At 72.0% G+C, this 17,764-nt stretch carries 16 protein-coding genes; 6 read left to right on the forward strand and 10 right to left on the reverse strand.

Annotated features, from left to right (window positions below):
* The first annotated feature begins 20 nt into the window (after positions 1–20).
* On the forward strand, positions 21–689 hold the full coding sequence (locus tag IEZ27_RS33495; protein WP_229824582.1) for an HNH endonuclease family protein: 669 nt from the start codon (positions 21–23) through the stop codon (positions 687–689).
* Here IEZ27_RS33495 and IEZ27_RS33500 read toward each other — a convergent pair.
* On the reverse strand, positions 676–1,968 hold the full coding sequence (locus IEZ27_RS33500; RefSeq protein WP_189650921.1) for a sensor histidine kinase: 1,293 nt from the start codon (positions 1,966–1,968) through the stop codon (positions 676–678). The genes IEZ27_RS33495 and IEZ27_RS33500 overlap by 14 nt on opposite strands.
* Positions 1,965–2,642, reverse strand: a complete 678-nt coding sequence (locus IEZ27_RS33505) for a response regulator transcription factor (RefSeq protein ID WP_125633646.1) — start codon at positions 2,640–2,642, stop codon at positions 1,965–1,967. Before IEZ27_RS33505 ends, IEZ27_RS33500 begins: the two co-directional genes overlap by 4 nt.
* A gap of 93 nt (positions 2,643–2,735) precedes the next feature.
* On the opposite strand from IEZ27_RS33505, the gene IEZ27_RS33510 reads away from it, so the two are divergent.
* Positions 2,736–3,149: a hypothetical protein gene (locus IEZ27_RS33510; protein WP_189650922.1), complete on the forward strand. Its 414-nt coding sequence runs from the start codon at positions 2,736–2,738 to the stop codon at positions 3,147–3,149.
* A gap of 38 nt (positions 3,150–3,187) precedes the next feature.
* Here the strand turns inward: IEZ27_RS33510 and IEZ27_RS33515 are convergent, their stop codons facing one another.
* The 8 genes from IEZ27_RS33515 to aceB form a co-directional block, all read right to left on the reverse strand.
* Positions 3,188–5,101, reverse strand: a complete 1,914-nt coding sequence (locus tag IEZ27_RS33515; protein ID WP_189650923.1) for a hypothetical protein — start codon at positions 5,099–5,101, stop codon at positions 3,188–3,190.
* 62 nt (positions 5,102–5,163) lie between these two features.
* The gene (locus IEZ27_RS33520) at positions 5,164–5,376 is read right to left on the reverse strand and encodes a DUF2277 domain-containing protein (RefSeq protein WP_125633640.1); all 213 of its coding nucleotides are present in this window, start codon (positions 5,374–5,376) and stop codon (positions 5,164–5,166) included.
* 4 nt (positions 5,377–5,380) lie between these two features.
* Complete coding sequence (locus tag IEZ27_RS33525; RefSeq protein WP_189650924.1) at positions 5,381–6,121, reverse strand: IclR family transcriptional regulator; 741 nt, start codon at positions 6,119–6,121, stop codon at positions 5,381–5,383.
* Between the two features lie 57 nt (positions 6,122–6,178).
* A complete protein-coding gene (locus tag IEZ27_RS33530) occupies positions 6,179–6,922 on the reverse strand; it encodes an IclR family transcriptional regulator (RefSeq protein WP_189650925.1) in 744 nt (247 codons plus the stop codon).
* The gene (locus IEZ27_RS33535) at positions 6,919–8,121 is read right to left on the reverse strand and encodes a (Fe-S)-binding protein (protein WP_189650926.1); all 1,203 of its coding nucleotides are present in this window, start codon (positions 8,119–8,121) and stop codon (positions 6,919–6,921) included. The genes IEZ27_RS33530 and IEZ27_RS33535 overlap by 4 nt, the downstream gene beginning before the upstream one ends.
* Positions 8,122–8,123: 2 nt before the next feature.
* Positions 8,124–9,329, reverse strand: coding sequence for an FAD-binding oxidoreductase (locus IEZ27_RS33540; protein ID WP_189650927.1), 1,206 nt, complete (start codon positions 9,327–9,329; stop codon positions 8,124–8,126).
* Complete coding sequence (locus tag IEZ27_RS33545) at positions 9,329–10,768, reverse strand: FAD-linked oxidase C-terminal domain-containing protein (RefSeq protein WP_189650928.1); 1,440 nt, start codon at positions 10,766–10,768, stop codon at positions 9,329–9,331. The genes IEZ27_RS33540 and IEZ27_RS33545 overlap by 1 nt, the downstream gene beginning before the upstream one ends.
* Positions 10,769–10,963: 195 nt before the next feature.
* On the reverse strand, positions 10,964–12,541 hold the full coding sequence (gene aceB / locus IEZ27_RS33550; RefSeq protein WP_189650929.1) for a malate synthase A: 1,578 nt from the start codon (positions 12,539–12,541) through the stop codon (positions 10,964–10,966).
* A gap of 156 nt (positions 12,542–12,697) precedes the next feature.
* On the opposite strand from aceB, the gene IEZ27_RS33555 reads away from it, so the two are divergent.
* The 4 genes from IEZ27_RS33555 (at position 12,698) to IEZ27_RS33570 (ending at position 17,380) form a co-directional block, all read left to right on the forward strand.
* Complete coding sequence (locus tag IEZ27_RS33555; protein ID WP_189650930.1) at positions 12,698–13,390, forward strand: DUF4097 family beta strand repeat-containing protein; 693 nt, start codon at positions 12,698–12,700, stop codon at positions 13,388–13,390.
* Between the two features lie 85 nt (positions 13,391–13,475).
* Positions 13,476–14,888, forward strand: coding sequence for a GTPase HflX (gene hflX / locus IEZ27_RS33560; RefSeq protein ID WP_189650931.1), 1,413 nt, complete (start codon positions 13,476–13,478; stop codon positions 14,886–14,888).
* Positions 14,889–15,314: 426 nt separating this feature from the next.
* Positions 15,315–16,523: an imidazolonepropionase gene (gene hutI, locus IEZ27_RS33565; protein WP_125633626.1), complete on the forward strand. Its 1,209-nt coding sequence runs from the start codon at positions 15,315–15,317 to the stop codon at positions 16,521–16,523.
* A 35-nt stretch (positions 16,524–16,558) separates the two neighbouring features.
* On the forward strand, positions 16,559–17,380 hold the full coding sequence (locus IEZ27_RS33570; protein WP_189650932.1) for a DegV family protein: 822 nt from the start codon (positions 16,559–16,561) through the stop codon (positions 17,378–17,380).
* The last annotated feature ends 384 nt before the right edge of the window (positions 17,381–17,764 follow it).

The following is a 17,764-nucleotide window of genomic DNA, read 5'->3' on the forward strand; positions in this document are numbered from 1 at the left end:
CAGGGAGTCTGGGGGATCACGTGCGCGCACGGGCGTTCATGGCCGGTCTGGCCGCGGTGACGATGTTGACCGGCTGCGGGGGCCTGGCGGCGCAGTCGGGCGGCAAGGACCCGGCCAAGCCGGACTCGGCGTCGGTCTCGGACGCCCGCAAGAAGCTGGACAAGCTCCAGGTCAAGGGCCGCGCCGCGCGTACCGGCTTCGACCGGGACGAGTTCGGCCCCGCCTGGTCGGACGTGGACCACAACGGTTGCGACACCCGTAACGACATTCTCAAGCGCGACATGAAGGACGAGACGTTCAAGGCCGGGACCCACGACTGCATCGTGCTCAGCGGCACGCTCGACGACCCGTACAGCGGCAAGACGATCAGCTTCAAGCGCGGCCAGGACACCAGCACGGCCGTCCAGATCGACCACCTGGTGCCGCTGTCGGACGCCTGGCAGAAGGGCGCCCAGCAGTGGTCGGCGACCAAGCGCAAGGAGTTCGCCAACGACCCGCTGAACCTGCTGGCGGTGGACGGCCCGCTGAACGGCCAGAAGAGCGACTCCGACGCGGCCACCTGGCTGCCGCCGCGCAAGGCGTACCGGTGCGCGTACATCGCCCGCCAGATCGACGTCAAGAGCAAGTACGACGTCTGGGTCACCGCGGCCGAGAAGACCGCCATGGAGGGCATCCTCAAGGACTGCTGACACCCGCGGAACCGTGCCCGCCCGGGAAGCCCGGCGCGCGCTGAGGGGCGGTCAACGCCACCTCCACGCGGGCCCCGCCGCCGTCGGGGACCGTGACGGCCAGCGTGCCGCCGCAGGACTCGGCGGTACGCCGGGCGATGTCCAGCCCGAGCCCGGTCGAGCCGCGCCCGCTGTTCCCCCGTTCCAGCAACCCCGGGTCGAACCCCGGCCCCGAGTCCTCCACGACCAGCAGCGCGCCGGAGGGCCGCGGCGACAGCCGTACGGACATGGCGGTCCCCTCCGGCGTGTGCGCGAACACGTTGCCGAGCAGCGCGTCCACGCACGCGGCCAGTTCCTCGCCGCCGACGGCGACCGGCGCGGGGACGTCGGGCAGCGACACCGACACCGGCCGCCCCTGATCCTCGGCCAGCACCGACCAGAACCGCACCCGCTCCCGCACCACCTCGGCCGCGTCGCACGGGCCGCGCCCGGCCGAACGCCGCCGCGCCTCGGTGATGACCGCGCTGACCGCCCGCTCAAGGGCGTCCACCCTGGCCTGCACCCGGCCCGCCTCCTCCGGGTCGCGCAGCGACTCCGCCTCCAGCCTGAGGCCGGTCAGCGGCGTACGCAGCCGGTGGGACAGGTCGGCGACCGACTCGCGCTCGGCCGCCAGCAGGTCGCCGATGCGCCCGGCCAGGTGGTTGAGCGCCATCGCCACCGACCGCACCTCGGGCGGCCCGCCCGGCTCGGCCCGCGCGCTCAGGTCGCCACCGGCCAGCCGATGGGACACCCGCGCCAGCCCGTCCACGGGCCTGGTCACGGCCAGCGCCAGCCGGTCGGCCAGCACGATGCCGAGCACCACGAGCCCCAGCCCGAGCACCAGCAGCGCCAGCCAGGCCGCCCGCACACCCTGCGTCAGCTCGGCGTCCGGCACGAACACCCTGATCACGGCGGTGCCGTCGGGCGACTGCGCCGACACCAGCACCTCCCTGCCGCCGGGGGCGGCGGCGGTCACGCTCCGGCCGGTCGCGGCCAGCCGTACGGCGTCGGAGCGGGCGGCGGGCGCGCCCAACGTCGTCTCGTGGGGCAGGAACACCGTCACGGGGCGCGGCACCTGCTCGACGGCCAGCGCCAGGTCGGGCGTGCCGACCGCGACCGCCACGGACTCGGCGGCCGCGGTGGCCCTGCTCATCGCGCCGTTCTCGGCCACCGCCCCGATGAGCAGCGCCATCGGCACCAGCAGCGCGATCAGCACGAGCGACGTCGTCGCCGCCACCAGCAGCGCCAGCCAGCGCCTCACGACGGGCCGACCAGCTTGACCCCGACGCCTCTGACGGTGTGCAGGTAGCGGGGTTCGGCCGCGGTCTCGCCGAGCTTCCTGCGCAGCCACGACAGGTGCACGTCCACGGTCTTGTCCGCCCCGCCGTACGGGAGCCGCCACACCTCCGTCAGCAGCTCGCGCTTGGTGACCACCTCGCCGGGCCGCGCCGCGAGGAAGTGCAGCACGTCGAACTCGCGCGGCGTCAGGTCGAGCGACACGCCGTCGAGCGTGGCCGTACGCGCCCGGGGATCGACGCGCAGCCCGCCCACGGCAAGCGGTTCGGGCGCCGCCTCGCCCGCGCGCCGCAACACGGCCCGCACCCGGGCGTCGAGCTGCGCCGCGCTGTACGGCTTGACCACGTAGTCGTCGGCCCCCGCGTCCAGGACGGGGACCATCTCGGCGTCGCCGTCGCGGGCGGTCGCCACGATCACCGGCACCCGGCTCACCGCCCGCAACATGCGCAGCAGCTCGACGCCGTCCAGGTCGGGCAGGCCCAGGTCGAGCACGATCAGATCGGGACGGTCCTGCACGGCCAGCCGCAGACCCTCCAGCGCGGTCGGGGAGGAGGAGACCGCGTGGCCGAGATCGCGCAGGCCCCGGCTCAACGACGTCCGGATGGTCACGTCGTCCTCGATGAGCAGGATGTCAGCCATATACCCAAACCGTAACCGGTCCCTGACAGTGCGCCGAGCATCCTTAGGATGCCCTTAACCTGCGCTTAGCCGTACATGGGAGAGGGTGGGGGCGTGAAACGTCTCGTGCTGGCCTGGGCCGCCACCGCGGTCGCCGCGACCGGCGCGGCGGTCGCGGTGCTCGGCCTGCTCGGCACCGGCGTCACCGGCACCTCCAGCCGGGTGCTCAGCGGGCCCGAGGTGCGCGCCGCCCTGGCCACCGCCACCGCGCGCGCCGCCACCCCGCCGCCCCGCACGGCCGCCCGCGCCCAGGACCGGCTCGTGCGCAGTCCGGGCGGTACGGTGATCGCCTCCTGCTCCGGCGGCGGCCTGGTCACCCTGCGCTCCTGGAGCCCCGCCCAGGGTTACTCGGTGGACGGCGTCGAGGCGGGCCCGGCGCGCGAGGCGAAGGTCGAGTTCGAGCCGGAGGACGGCCGGGAGGTCGAACTAAAGATTATCTGCACCCCGGAAGGCCCAGCCGCCCGCTGACCACCCCGCCGCTAAAGGCGCGCCCGGTTCCAGAGGGGTCAGGATTCGGCGGCGAGGGCTGACTTCGTCAGTTCGGCCTGGCGGGTGATCTGGCCCATGACGATCGGGTTGACGCCCTTCGCCGCGAACAGCGCGACCATCCGGTCCATGACGGCCTCGGCCCGCGCCAGGTCGCCCTGGCGGGCCTCGGCCCTGGCCAGGCGGCGCAGGACCAGGTTGAGGGTGATGTTGTCGACGCCGTCCTGGCGGGCGACCCTGGACAGGTGCTCGATGCCCTGCTCGGGGTCGGGCGGCCGGACGTGCAACCGTCTGTCCGCGGTCAGCGCCTTGAAGCCGCGTTCGGCGTTCAGGCCCTTGACCAGCCGGGCGTAGACGGCCAGGGGATGGCTGCCGTACCGGTCGAGCAGCTCGTCGAGGGCCTGGTTGCCGGCGCGCAGGGCCGTCGAGTCCGAGCCGAGCAACGAGAACAGCTTGCCCTGCTCCTCGCCCAGCATCAGCTCGGCCACCGCGTGGTCGTCCGCGCCGACCGGGAGGCGTACCCGGACCACGCACGGCGGGGAGACGACGCGGGAGCCGTCGGCGGCGACGTACTGGGCGTGCACCCGGTACTCGCCGGGCCGCTGGAAGTAGTGGCCGTCGCGGCCGTGCCCGATATACGCGCTGCGGTACATGGCCGGGTTGCCGTCGTCCAGGCGGATCCGGGGCGAGGTGTCCACGCAGTGGCGCATCATCGGGCGGTACAGGACGGTCCGGCCGCCCGGTTGGGTGATCGAGACCTGGGTGAACTCGGTGTCGGGGTGGAGGTGGCCGTGCGTGCTGCGCGGCTCGCCCGTGACCGCGAGCTTGAGCTCGACCACGACCGGCTCACCCAGCTCGAACGCCTCCTTGGCGCGCAGCTCCAGCCGCAGCCCCGAGTGGTCCTCGACCGGCGGCTCGAACGGGACCACCTCGGCGGCCCCGCTGCCGAACGCGTTCGCGCCCATGGCCACGTCGCGGTAGAAGCCGTGGCGGAGGTGGACCAGCTCCGGATGGGTGAACTGGAACGGGAAGGCCGCCCAGTAGCCGGGCTCGCCGCCCGGACGGTAGTTCTGCACGTAGTTCATCCACGACAGGTCGCCGAAACCGCCCTGGGGGCCCAGCGGCTGCGGCGGCACGGCCAGATCCTTCTGCCAGGAGTGCAGCAGGTTGAACGCGTGCCCCAGCTCGTGCATGTACGTACGCAACTGCGCCCGCTGCGCCTCCGGCGTCGTGCCCTTGATCTCCTCGTAGAAGACCGCCGAGCCCTGCCGCTGGTGGGCGTCGTCGTAGTCGAACATGATGCCCCGATAGCCGCCCACGTGCCTGCTCGCCACCAGCAGCCACACCCGCCAGGCCGGGGCGTCGGCGTACCTGCTGAACTGCTGGGTCATCGCGTGGTGCAGCTCGGCGTCGTCCCACGCCAGGTCGGCGCCGGCGCCGTCCACGGGGATCACGCCGGGTGGGGCGAGGGTCAGCTCGACGCCGGCCTCGGCGTAGGCCGCGACGACGCTCAGCGTCCTGGCCGGGGAGCCGGACGGCGCGGGCAGCGAACCCGTCCCGTACGACACGAACGGCACGGCCCCCGCCACCGAGTCCTGCTCCAGCAGCACGCTGCGGAAGTACGGCGAGGTGAAGGCCAGCGGGAAGACGCGCCCGGCCAGCGCCGCCGTGGCGCCCTGGCCGGTGATCGTGACGCTCACGTCCTCCGCCGGGCTGTCGAAGGTGAACGCCCCCCGCCCCTCGACCCGCGTCCCGTCCCCCTCGGCCCGTACGACCGGGGAGCCGACGACGAACGAGCCGGCGTAGGAGGTCGTCGAACCGGCCACCGTGAACAGGTCGCCGCTGACCCGGCCGGCCGGACGGGGACCGTCGACGTCCACCCTGAGCGCGAGCCGCGAATCGCCGTCCTGTCCCTCGTACAACCCGCTGATCATGGCAGCTCCCCGGGGGATGGCTGGGTCATATGCCAGGACACTTCTCCGGCGGCGCGGGCGTGTCAACGACCTCCGCGAACTTCCAGCGCCCCCAGCAGCTCCTCGGACGCCTTGGTGATCGCCTCCACGGCCCGGTCGAACGCCTCGGCGTTGTGCGCGGCGGGGGCGCGGAAGCCGGAGATCTTCCTGACGTACTGGAGCGCGGCGGCCCGCACGTCCTCCTCGGTCACGCTGTCGGCGTACGGCGGCCTCAGGGTCTTGATGCTTCTGCACATGGTTTCAACGGTAATAGCCGATGCGCTGGCTTATCTCCTTCGCGCCCTCGACGAGCAGCGCGCCGACCTCGGGCAGCCGCTCGGGCGTGAGCCGGTAGGACGGCCCCGACGCGCTGACGGCGGCCACCACCGAGCCGTCGGCCCCCCTGACCGGGGCCGCCACGGCGTTCAGGCCCACCTCAAGCTCCTCCACCGTGGCCGCCCAGCCGCGCTCCCTGATCTCCTCCAGGCCCAGTTCGGCGGGGGAGGTGAGGGTGCGGGGCGTGTAGCGCTCCAGCTCGCCGGCCAGGCGGAGGGCGCCGAAGGCGAGCAGCACCTTGCCGCTGGAGGTGGCGTGCGAGGGGGTGCGCTGGCCGACCCAGTTGTGGCCGCTGATCGCCGCCGGGCCGCGTACCTGGCTGATGTTGACCGCGTCGCCGTCCTGGGGGACGGCGATGTTGACGGTCTCGCCGACCGTCTCGGCCAGGCGCAGGCACACCTCGCGGCTCTCCCGCGACAGGTCGAGCTGGGCCGTGGCCGCGCCCGCCAGCCGTACGACGCCGAACCCCAGCCGGTAGCGCCCCCGGTCGCCGCTCTGCTCCACGAGCCCGCCCTGCTCCAGGGCGGCCAGCAGCCGGAACGCGGTGGACTTGTGCACGTCGAGCTCGACCGCGAGGTCCGTCACCCGGGTGGAGCCCTCGCGGGCCAGGATCTCCAGGATCGCGATGGCCCGGTCGACGGACTGAACCGTCGTGCTGTTGCTCATAGCGCAACACGATAACCGGTTGCCCCGCTCCGCACCCGGGCCGCCGCCTCAGCCGCCTCAGCCGCCCGGGGCGAGTTCGCGGCCGAAGTCGTGGGCGATCCTCCGCATGCCCTCGGCCAGCTCGTCGCGGTCCAGGGCGTCGATGCGCTCGGCCGGCCCCGACACCGACATCGCGGCCACCACCCGCTCGCCGTCCCGTACGGGCACCGCCAGGCAGTGCACGCCCAGCTCCTCCTCGCCCAGGTCCATGGCGTAACCGCGTTCCTCGACCCGGTCGAGCTCGGCCAGCATGCCGGCGATGTCGGTGATCGTGTTCGGGGTGCGCCGCGGCATGCCCGTACGCTCGAACACCGCCACCGACTCCGCGGCCGGCCGTCCCGCCAGCAGCGCCTTGCCCACGGCCGTGCTGTGCGGCAACACCCGCCGGCCGACCTCGGCGAACATGCGCAGCCTGCGCGGCGAGGGCACCTGCGCCACGTAGACGACGAAGTCGCCTTCGAGCACGGCCAGGTTGGCGGTCTCGCCCGACAACTCCACCATCCGCGTCAGGTACGGCTGCGCCCACACGCCCACCATGCTCTCCGCGATGCCGCCAAGCCGGACCAGCCCGCCGCCCAGCGCGTACCGGCGGTCGGACTCCTGACGTACGTAACCGCGGGCGAGCAGCGTCTGCAGCAGCCGGTGGATGGTCCCGTACGGCAGGCCCGTGCTGGCCGCGATCTCCGACAGCCCGGCCTCGCCGCCGTGCTCGGCCAGCGCCTCCAGCACGTCGAGCGCCCGCTCGACCGACTGGACGCTCACAGGGACACCCCGCGCAGCGAGGCGTCCAGCACCTCGGCGGTGTGGGCCACCCTGATCTCCTTCCCGGCCCGCCGCATCGCGGAGGCGATCTGCATCGTGCAGCCCGGATTGGCCGAGACCAGCAGCTCGGCCCCGGTCGAGCCGACCGCCCCGGCCTTCCGGTCGCCGAGGTCGCGGGCCGCCTCCGGCTGAAGGATGTTGTACGTCCCCGCCGACCCGCAGCAAATCGCCGACTCCGGGATCTCCCGCAGCTCCAGCTCCGGGATGCCGCGCAGCAGCTCGCGCGGCTGGGCCCGGACGCCCTGGGCGTGGGCCAGGTGACAGGCGTCGTGGTAGGCGACGGTGAGCGGCAGCGGATGCCGCCTGGCCACCGGGCCCAGCTCGGCCAGGAACTCCGACAGGTCCATCACCTTGAACCCGGGATCGGCGCCGAGCAGCTCGGCGTACTCCTTCATCGTGGAGCCGCAGCCGGCCGCGTTCACCACGACCGTCTCGACCCCGGCCCTACGGAACGCCCTGACCGTCCGGCGGGCCAGCCGCCGGGCCTGCTCCGCGCGCCCGGCGTGCACGCTGAGCGCCCCGCAGCAGCCCTGCCCCGCCGGGACGAGCACGTCGCAGCCCTCCAGCGCCAGCACCCGCGCGGTGGCCGCGTTCACCTGCGGGAAGAACTCCCCCTGCACGCACCCGGTCAGCATCCCCACCACGGCCCTGCGCCCGCCCCTGGCCCTGACCAGGCGCGGCAGGCGCTGCCGGTGCTCCACGGGCGGCGCGAGCGCGGCCATGGCCCCGAGGCTCGGATGGACCCGCGCCAGGAACGGCGCCATCCGCCCGGCCAGCCACATCGTGGGCCGCAGCAGCCGCAGCCGGCGCGGGTAGGGGAACAGGCTGAACACGATCTCCCGCACGGCCCGCTCCCGGGGCTCGCGCACATGCGTACGCTCCACCTCGACCCGGGTCAGCTCGATCAGCCGGTCGTAGCGCACGCCCGACGGGCAGGCCGTGACGCACGCCATGCAGCCCAGGCAGGCGTCGAAGTGCCCGGCCATCTCCGGCGTCACCGGAGTGCCCTCGACGTGCTGCTGCATCAGGTGGATACGCCCGCGCGGCGAGTCCATCTCCTCGCCCCACAACGCGTACGTCGGGCAGGTCGGCAGGCAGAACCCGCAGTGCACGCAGTCGCCGATCAGCTCCGGGTCCATGGTCAGACGCCTCCCGTCAGCCGTCCGGGCGACATCCTGCGCCCCGGATCGAACCGTTCCTTGACCCGCCGCATCAACGGCAGCGAGCTCACCCGTCCCCACCTGTCGACCCCCGCGTACGGGGTGGCCAGCACGTTCACCCGGCCGCCCGCCGCCTCGACCCGCTCCCGAAGCCCGGTCACCAGGGCCGGCAGGGCGGCCTCGCCGACGGGCTCCCACGGCTCCAGCGACACCCGCCCGGCGACCGCCGAGCCGCGCAGCGACAGGCCGCACCCGGCCGCCGCCGCCAGCACCGCGCCGCAGGCCGCGGGTGGGAAACGTACCTCGACCAGCAGCTCGTTCGCCGGGACCAGGCCCCACCAGGGCGGCGGTACGGAGGTCACCGTACCGGCGCCGGCCAGGTCGCGCAGCGCTTCGGCCCGCTTCCCGGCCGCCGTGCCCTCCACCAGCGCGGCCAGCGTCACCGGACCGCCCGGCTCCGGACGGTCCACCTCGACCGCGCTCGGCTCGGCCTGCGAGGCCGCCAGCGCCGCGGCGATCCCCGGCACGTCGTCCGCGGGCACCTCGGCGACCACCCAGCATCGCTCGCCGGGCAGCGGATGCAGCCGGAACGTGGCCTCCGCGATCACCCCGAGGGTGCCGTACGAGCCGGTGAAGAGCTTGCCGAGGTCGTAGCCCGCGACGTTCTTGACCACCTTGCCGCCCGACCGGGCGATCGTGCCGTCGGCCAGCACCACCGTGATACCGATGAGCAGGTCGCGGGCGGTGCCGTAACGGAAGGCGCGGGGACCGGGCAGCGCGGCGGCGAGCGTGCCCCCGACGGTCGCGCCCTCGGCGAACGGCACGTCGAGCGCCAGCTCCTGCCCCTCGGCCGCGAGCACCCCGGCCAGCGCCTCCATGGTCACCCCGGCCTGGACGCGCACCACGAGGTCGCCCGCCGCGTGCTCCAGGACCTCGTTCATGCAGCACAGGTCGAGCAGCACGTCGCACCGCTCCGGCGGCGGCCCCCAGTGGAGCTTCGTGCCGCCGCCCACGGGCACCGCCGCCAGGTCGTGCGCGGCGCAGGCGCGCAGCACGGCGGCGATCTCCTCGACCGTCTCCGGCAGCGCCACCCACCGGGCCGGCACGCCGCCCACCACGTCGCCGGGACCGGCCTCCCTGACCGTCACGCCGGTGCCCGAGAGCGGGCCCGAGCACTGATCCGTCATCAGAACTGCTCCGCCCTGCCCGACTCGACCAGCGGATGCACACCCTTGCGCACACCCGGCACCTCGCCGCACAACCGCGGCGTGGGGAACACCTTGCCCGGGTTCGACAGGCCGCCCGGATCGAACGCGCACCGGACGAGCTGCATCGTGTCCAGGTCGGCCGCGGTGAACATCTTCGGCATGTACCGGGACTTGTCCACCCCGACGCCGTGCTCGCCGGTGATCGAGCCGCCGTGCTCGATGCACAGGTCGAGGATCGCGCCCGAGACCGCCTCGGCCCGCTCGCCCGCGCCCGGCTCGGCGTCGTCGAACAACACCAGCGGGTGCAGGTTGCCGTCGCCGGCGTGGAAGACGTTGGCCACGCGGATGTCGTGCTCGCGCGAGAGCCGGTCGATGGCCGCGAGCACGCCGGGCAACGAGGTGCGCGGCACCACGCCGTCCTGGACGATGTACGCCGGGCTGATCCGCCCGACGGCCGCGAAGGCCGACTTGCGCCCCTTCCAGATCGCCGCGCGCTCGTCCGGACCGGCCGCCACGCGCAGCTCGAACGCCCCCGAGCAGATCTCCGTCAGCCGGGCGAACTCCCGCTCGACCGCCTCGCGCGGCCCGTCCAGCTCCACGATCAGCACCGCGCCCGCGCCGCGCGGGTAGGAGCAGGCGACGGCCGCCTCGGCCGCCTCGATGGCCAGCGCGTCCATCATCTCGATCGCGGCCGGCACGATGCCCGCCCCGATGATCGCCGACACCGCCCGTCCGCCCTGCTCGATGTCCTCGAACGCGGCCAGCACCGTGGTCACCGCCTCCGGCGCCCGGCTCAGCCGTACGGTGATCTTGGTGGCGATGCCCAGCGTGCCCTCCGAGCCGATGAACGCGCCGAGCAGGTCGTAGCCCGGGTCCATACGGTCGAGGACGACCAGGTCGCCGTCCGGCGTGACGATCTCGCACGCCTCGACGTGGTTGACGGTGAAGCCGTACTTGAGGCAGTGGGCGCCGCCGGAGTTCTCGGCGACGTTGCCGCCGATGGAGCAGACCTGCTGGCTGGAGGGGTCGGGGGCGTAGTAGTAGCCCTGGTCGCGCACCGCCTCGGTGATCGCCAGATTCGTCACGCCCGGCTCGACCACGGCCCTGCGGTCGGGCAGGTCGATCTCCAGGATCCGGCGCATCTTCGAGGTCACGATGAGCACGCCGTCCTCGCGGGGGAGCGCGCCGCCCGACAGGCCCGTGCCCGAACCCCTGGCCACGAACGGCACCCCGAACTCGTTGCACAGCCGTACCACTCCGGCGACCTGCTCGGCCGTCTCGGGCAGCACGACGACGCCCGGCGTCGCCCGGTGGTTGGTCAGGCCGTCGCAGTCGTAGGTGCGCAGGCGTACCGGGTCGGTGATCACCGAGTCGGGAGGCAGCAGCGGACGCAGCGCCGCCGTCAGCGTGTCGAGCACCGGTCTCCTTCCAGGTCTCTCACCTCATAGTGTGCGTTCGTATGGCCCGATCTGGCCACTTTTCGGAGGCGACCTGGCCGGTTTTCGGAGGTGCGGATATGTCCAGTGGGCGGCATGTCCGGTGGTGCTGGTCATATTCGGCAGTGCGGTTATGTCCGGCGCTGGCGCGCCGGACATAACCGCAAATTTCACCATCTACGGCATTTGCGCGTACGCCGGCAGCGTCAGGAACTCGGCGAAGTCGTCGTCCAGCGCCACCTCCTTGAACAGCGCCGTCGCCTGCCCGAACAGCCGCTCGTCGTAGCCCGGCTCGGCGGAGATCCGGTCCAGCTCCTCGGCGATGATCCGCTCCACGAGCTCCTTGGTCACCTGCTCACCGGTGTCGGCCAGCGTGATGTCGTTGTGGATCCACTGCCAGATCTGCGAACGCGAGATCTCGGCCGTCGCGGCGTCCTCCATGAGGTTGTGGATCGCGACCGCGCCCAGCCCGCCCATCCACGCGGCCAGGTAGCGCAGGGCCACGTCGACGTTGTTGCGCAGGCCCGTCTCGGTGATCTCACCGGGCGTCTCGGACACCGACAGCAGGTCGGCGGCCGACACGCTGACGTCCTCGCGCAGCCGGTCGAGCTGGTTGGGCCGCGACCCGAGCACGCCGTCGAACACCTCGCGGCACACCGGCACCAGGTCCGGATGCGCCACCCACGAGCCGTCGAACCCATCGCCCGACTCGCGCTTCTTGTCCGCCCGCACCTTCTCCAGCGCCACCGCGTTCACCTCGGGGTCGCGCCGCGAGGGGATGAACGCCGCCATCCCGCCGATGGCGTGCGCGCCGCGCTTGTGACACGTACGCACCAGCAGTTCGGTGTAGGCCCGCATGAACGGCGCCGTCATGGTCACCGCGTTCCGCTCGGGCAGCAGGAACTCCCGCCCCCGCGTACGGAACTTCTTGATCACGCTGAACAGGTAGTCCCAGCGTCCCGCGTTGAGCCCGGCCGAGTGGTCGCGCAGCTCGTAGAGGATCTCCTCCATCTCGAACGCCGCCGGACAGGTCTCGATGAGCACGGTCGCCCTGATGGTCCCGTACGGGATGCCGAGCAGCTCCTGCGCCCGCGTGAACACGTCGTTCCAGAGTCGCGCCTCCAGGTGCGACTCCATCTTCGGCAGGTAGAAGTACGGCCCCTTGCCCTTGTCGAGCTGCCGCCGCGCGCAGTGGAAGAAGTACAGCCCGAAGTCGAAGATCGACGCCGACACCGGCCGCCCGTCCACCTGGGCGTGCTTCTCGTCCAGGTGCCAGCCGCGCGGACGCACCACGATCGTGGCCAGCTCGTCGTCGGGCCCGAGCGCGTACGTCTTGCCGCCGGTCTCGAAGTCGATCGCCCGGTCGAGCGCCTCGCGCAGGTTGAGCTGCCCGGACACGCAGTTCTCCCAGAGGGGGGAGTTGGCGTCCTCGAAGTCGGCCAGCCACACCTTGGCGCCCGAATTGAGCGCGTTGATGGTCATCTTCCTGTCGACCGGGCCGGTGATCTCGACGCGGCGGTCCTCCAGGCCGGGGGCCGGCGGCGCGACCCGCCACTCGCCCTCCCTGACCTCCTTGGTCTCCGGCAGGAAGTCGAGCGTCCCGCCGGCCGACAGCTCCGCCTGCCGCGTCTGGCGGGCGTCGAGCAGCTCCAGCCGCCTGGCGCCGAACTCCCGCTGGAGAGCCGCCACGAAGTCGAGCGCCTCCGGCGTGAGGATCTCGTCGAACCGTTCGAGCATCGGGCCGGTGATCTCCATGTCCCCTCTTTTCCGCATCATGGAAAACAAATTCTGGATTGTGGAAGTGAAGCTACCCCTGCCAGGGATCCCGGGTCAAAGGCTGGGGTATCCCTGGGTCGTCTTCGGGGGCATCCCCGATGCGGGAGGTGTCATGCCCGCGAAAGGATCGGAGGCATGAAGACGATTGCTGTGGCGGGCGGGCTGCTGGCCGCCGCGCTGGTGCTGACGGGCTGCCGGATCGAGAGCTTCGGCGGTTCCACGAACCAGGACACCGTGTCCTACGAGGTGAAGGACAAGGTTTCCAAGCTGCAGGTCAAGAGTGACGCCGGAGACACCGTGATCACCGAGACCGACGGCACGGCCATCCGCGTCATCGAGACGTTGCGCTGGCGGGGCGACGACAAGCCCCGGCCGCAGCACAAGGTCGAGGGCCAGGCGCTCTTCGTGACGTACGACTGCCCGTCGAACTGGGGGAGCTGCAGCGTCGACTACAAGATCGAGATCCCCAAGGGCCTTGCCGTCGACCTCGACAGCGGTTCGGGCGACATCACCCTGCGGGCGCTGAGCGGCCAGCTCGACGTCGAACTCGGCTCCGGTGACATCGACGGCTCGAACATCACGGGCAAGAAGGCGTACGTCAAGGCCGGATCGGGCAACGTCGAGCTCAAGTACGCCGCCGCGCCCGACACCGCGGAGCTGGAGTGCGGCTCGGGTGACATCACCCTGCGGGTGCCCACCGGGGCCTACGACATCAAGACCGACGTGGGGTCCGGCGACGCCACCGTACCGATCAAGTCCGACCCGGCCTCGCCCCACAAGATCTCCCTGACCGCGGGTTCCGGCGACGTGGTGGTGTCCGCGGGATAACCAGGTGATGACTCCCGGGATGTCGTGCCACCATCGTGGGAAGACACCGAGGTGTCCAGACGTTTCCCTCATAGAGATGACACGAATGCACGAATACACCGCGCTCGACGAGTTCGAGACCGGCGACATGGACCTCGAGGAGCGCCAGGCGCTGCGCCGCGTGGCGGGCCTCTCCACCGAACTCCAGGATGTCTCCGAGGTCGAGTACCGGCAGCTGCGGCTCGAGCGGGTCGTCCTTGTCGGCGTCTGGACCTCCGGCACAGCCGAGGACGCCGAGAATTCCCTGCTGGAGCTCAAGCTCCTGGCCGAGACGGCCGGGTCCGAGGTGCTCGAAGGGCTCATCCAGCGGCGCCAGAAGCCCGACCCGGCCACGTACATCGGCTCGGGCAAGGCCCTGGAGCTGCGCGACGTGGTCGACTCGACCGGCGCCGACACCGTCATCTGCGACGGCGAGCTGACCCCCGGTCAGCTCCGCCAGCTCGAGGAGACGGTCAAGGTCAAGGTCATCGACCGTACTGCGCTGATCCTCGACATCTTCGCCCAGCACGCCAAGAGCCGCGAGGGCAAGGCCCAGGTCGAGCTGGCGCAGCTGCAGTACCTGCTGCCGCGCCTGCGAGGCTGGGGTGGCAACCTGTCCCGCCAGGTCGGCGGCCGCGCCGCGGGCGGCGTGGGCATCGGCGGCCGCGGCCCCGGTGAGACCAAGATCGAGCTAGACCGGCGCCGCATCCGCGAGCGCATGTCCAAGCTGCGCCGCCAGATCAGCGGCATGTCCACCTCGCGCGAGACCATGCGCCACCGGCGCCAGCATCGCGAGGTCCCGGCCGTGGCCATCGCGGGTTACACCAACGCGGGCAAGTCCTCGCTGCTCAACCGCATCACCGGTGCGGGCGTGCTGGTCGAGGACGCGCTGTTCGCCACGCTCGACCCGACCGTACGCCGCGCGCGCACGCCGGAGGGCCGGCTGTTCACGATCGCCGACACCGTCGGGTTCGTCCGCCACCTGCCCCACCAGCTCATCGAGGCGTTCCGGTCCACGCTGGAGGAGGTCGCCGACGCCGACCTGATCCTGCACGTGGTCGACGGCTCGCACCCCGACCCCGAGGGGCAGCTCGCGGCCGTCCGCGAGGTGTTCGCCGACATCGAGGGCGCCTCCGAGGTGCCCGAGGTCGTGGTGATCAACAAGGCCGACGCGGCCGACCAGGAGGTGCTCGACCGCATCGCCAGGCGCGAGCGCGACAGCATCGTGGTCTCGGCCCGTACCGGCAAGGGCGTCACCGAGCTCATGCGGCTCATCGAGGAGCGGTTGCCGCGCCTCGACCACGAGATCCACCTGCTGGTGCCCTACGACCGGGGCGACCTCGTCTCGCGTGCCCACAAGGAGGGCGAGGTGCTCTCCGTCGAGCACGTCGGTGACGGCACCGTCCTGCACGCCCGCGTGTTGCCGAGCCTGTTCCAGGAGCTGGAGCGGGTAGGTAAGCCGGTCGAACGCGTCTCTTAGCGGGACGGCTGGGCAGCTCTCGCTCAAAGTAGCGCAGAGCTGCCCAAATAGGGCAGTGGTCCGCGAACCCCGGGATTGCTAGGATGGCCAGACCTAACGTTGGTCTGGCTTTTGGGTTTCGGTTCTGGGTTTCGGATGATGACGTCGAGTGCCACAGTCGTCAGCGGGGGCCAGGGGGCAAGGCGTGCCCGGGTGACGGATGGGATGAGTGGTCTTTCTTCCGAATAACCCTGTACACCAAGCCCGGCTGTGAAATAACGTAACTGAACTGAAATCGTCGGATCATGTCTCTGGCGATACGGTCACCGCACAACATCACGCGGATGAGAGCAGGAGACCCCCCATGTCGTCCGGACCCGGAGCGGACTCAGTGGGCGCGGCACAGGCCGTGCGCCGGGTGCTGCGCCTGCGCGGGGCGGTGGTGCGATGACCGTTCGACTCTTGACCAACATCGGCCGCCTGTGGACGGGCAACGAGGTCCTCAGCAACGCGGCCATCCTCGTGCACAACGACCGCATCGCCTGGGTCGGGCGGGCGCCCGACCTCCCGCAGAGCGTGCCCGGCGTCGTCGATGACATCGTCGACGTCGACCACGTGGAGAATCTCGGCGGCGCGCTCGTCACGCCCGGTCTCATCGACGCGCACACCCATCCGGTCTACGCCGGCAACCGCTACGCCGAGCTGGCGATCCGTACCGGTGGTTCCAGTGCGGCCTCGATCACCGCGGCGGGCGGCGGCGTCGGCTCCACCGTCACCGTGACGCGCGGCACCGACCCCTGGACGCTGTGCAACGGCGTGCGCGAGCGCCTGCGGAGCTGGCTGCTCAGCGGCACCACCACCGTCGAGGCCAAGACCGGCTACCACCTCACCCGCGACGGCGAGCTGGCCGACGTGAGGCTCCTGCGCGAGCTGGAGAAGGAGCCGATGATGCCGCGGGTGCACGTCACCTTCCTCGCGGCGCACGTCGTCCCGCCCGAGTACTTCGGCCGCCAGCGCGAGTACGTCGAGGCCGTGGGCGCCTGGTGCGCCGACGCGGCGGCGGCCGGCGCCGACAGCGTCGACGTCTACTGCGACGAGGGCCACTTCACCACCGAGGAGTCCCGCTGGGTCCTCGCCTCGGGCCGCAACGTCGGGCTGCTCCCGCGCATCCACGCCGGCCTGTTCAGCCGTCGCGGCGCCGTGCAACTGGCTGCCGAGCTCGGCTGCGCCTCCGCCGACGGCCTGCACCACATGTCCGACGAGGACATCGCGATCATGTCCCGTTACGGCGTGCCCGCGGTGGTCTGCCCGGCCACGGCGCTCCAGCGCGGCCACGTGCCGCCGGTCCGCCAGATGATCAAGCACGGCGTGCAGATCGCCCTCGGCAGCGACCACAACCCCGGCTACTGCGGCATCACCTCGATGTCGCTGGTCATCGCCATGGCGGTGTCGGCGTTCGGCATGAGCGTCAACGACGCGCTGCGGGCGGCCACGCTGGGTGGCGCGACCGTGCTCGGGGCGCCCGACCGCGGGGTGCTGGCTCCCGGGCGACTGGCCGACATCGTCCAGTGGGACGCCGACCACGAGGGCGCCTTCGCCTGGTCCTTCGGGCTCAAGCCGCGCCGGGTGTGGCGGGGCGGGACGCCCGTCCAGTAACGCCGCATCCGGGATTCGGTGGCTAATCTCGGGATATGCCGCCCTCTGTCGCCGTCGTCACCGATTCCACCGCGTATCTGCCTGCCGTGCCCGGGGTGACGGTGGTGCCCGTACAGGTGGTCGACCGCGGCATCCCTCGTGACGAGGACACCTTCACCGGCGACCTCGCCGGCGTCACCACCTCGCGCCCGTCGCCCTCCCGCTTCGCCGCCTGCTACGACGCGCTGGCCGCCGCCGGCGCGACGGGTGTGGTCTCGATCCACCTGTCCGGCGAACTGTCCGGCACCGTCGACTCGGCCATGGCGGCGGCCGAGGGCGTGTCCGTGCCGGTCGAGGTGATCGACAGCCGTTCCATCGCGATGGGCCTCGGCTACCCCGTGCTGGCTGCGGCCCGTTCGGCCGCGTCCGGGGCCGCAGTGCCCGCCGTGGCCGCCGCCGCCCGCCGCGTCGCCGCCGCCACCAGGACCTTCTTCTACGTGGACACGCTGGAGTACCTGCGCCGCAGCGGTCGCATCGGCGCCGCCGCCTCGCTGTTCGGCTCGGCTCTCATGATCAAGCCGCTGCTGCACATCGTGGACGGGCGCATCTCGCTGCTGGAGAAGGTCCGTACGTCGGCGCGGGCGATCGCACGGCTGGAGGACCTGGCGGTGGAGGCCGCGGCGGCGTACTCGGGGGTTGTGGAGGTGGCGGTGCAGCACATGGGGGCGCGGGGGCGGGCCGAGATGCTGGGCGAGCGGTTGTCCAAGCGGGCGCCGGGCGGGGTGGCCGAGGTGCGGGTGGTGGAGGTGGGGGCGGTGATCGGGGCGCATGTGGGGCCGGGGATGCTGGGGGTGACGGTCACGCCGTACGAGGGGTGACCTGGTGCTTTCCGCGCCTGCTTTCCCGGGGCGGTTGTCCACAACCCTCTTCGTCCCTCGCCTTGTTCATCCCCAGAACCTGATTCGGTGACTTCTGGCGGGGGGCGTGTCCCTAGGTTCGTCGGCGTGCGATCTCAGGACCCGACGGCGGAGCGGACCATAGCCGAATCCAGGCTACGGTCGATCACCACCCCTGCCCGTAGGCCCCGCTCAGGGCGACGCAGCATGCACCCCTACCCCGACGAGCCCTGGAACGCCCCAAAGGCGCAGCTCAAAGCCGTCCTACCGTTGGCCGAAGACCCTCGAAGGAGGCCAAGGCCCAAGCAGGGGACAAATCCCCAAGCCGAGCCTTCGACTGATGCCGAGGCCGCGGCGTGGCCCGTG

The organism is Nonomuraea spiralis, assembly GCF_014648435.1.
Taxonomy (GTDB): domain Bacteria; phylum Actinomycetota; class Actinomycetes; order Streptosporangiales; family Streptosporangiaceae; genus Nonomuraea; species Nonomuraea spiralis.

Bases quoted from the DNA above. Each gene is read 5' to 3' on its own strand.
- IEZ27_RS33505 (WP_125633646.1), bottom strand. From the start codon at position 2,642: ATGGCTGACATCCTGCTCATCGAGGACGACGTGACCATCCGGACGTCG.
- IEZ27_RS33515 (WP_189650923.1), bottom strand. From the start codon at position 5,101: ATGATCAGCGGGTTGTACGAGGGACAGGACGGCGATTCGCGGCTCGCG.
- IEZ27_RS33520 (WP_125633640.1), bottom strand. From the start codon at position 5,376: ATGTGCAGAAGCATCAAGACCCTGAGGCCGCCGTACGCCGACAGCGTG.
- IEZ27_RS33525 (WP_189650924.1), bottom strand. From the start codon at position 6,121: ATGAGCAACAGCACGACGGTTCAGTCCGTCGACCGGGCCATCGCGATC.
- IEZ27_RS33535 (WP_189650926.1), bottom strand. From the start codon at position 8,121: ATGGACCCGGAGCTGATCGGCGACTGCGTGCACTGCGGGTTCTGCCTG.
- IEZ27_RS33540 (WP_189650927.1), bottom strand. From the start codon at position 9,329: ATGACGGATCAGTGCTCGGGCCCGCTCTCGGGCACCGGCGTGACGGTC.
- aceB (WP_189650929.1), bottom strand. From the start codon at position 12,541: ATGGAGATCACCGGCCCGATGCTCGAACGGTTCGACGAGATCCTCACG.
- IEZ27_RS33555 (WP_189650930.1), top strand. From the start codon at position 12,698: ATGAAGACGATTGCTGTGGCGGGCGGGCTGCTGGCCGCCGCGCTGGTG.
- hflX (WP_189650931.1), top strand. From the start codon at position 13,476: ATGCACGAATACACCGCGCTCGACGAGTTCGAGACCGGCGACATGGAC.
- hutI (WP_125633626.1), top strand. From the start codon at position 15,315: ATGACCGTTCGACTCTTGACCAACATCGGCCGCCTGTGGACGGGCAAC.
- IEZ27_RS33570 (WP_189650932.1), top strand. From the start codon at position 16,559: ATGCCGCCCTCTGTCGCCGTCGTCACCGATTCCACCGCGTATCTGCCT.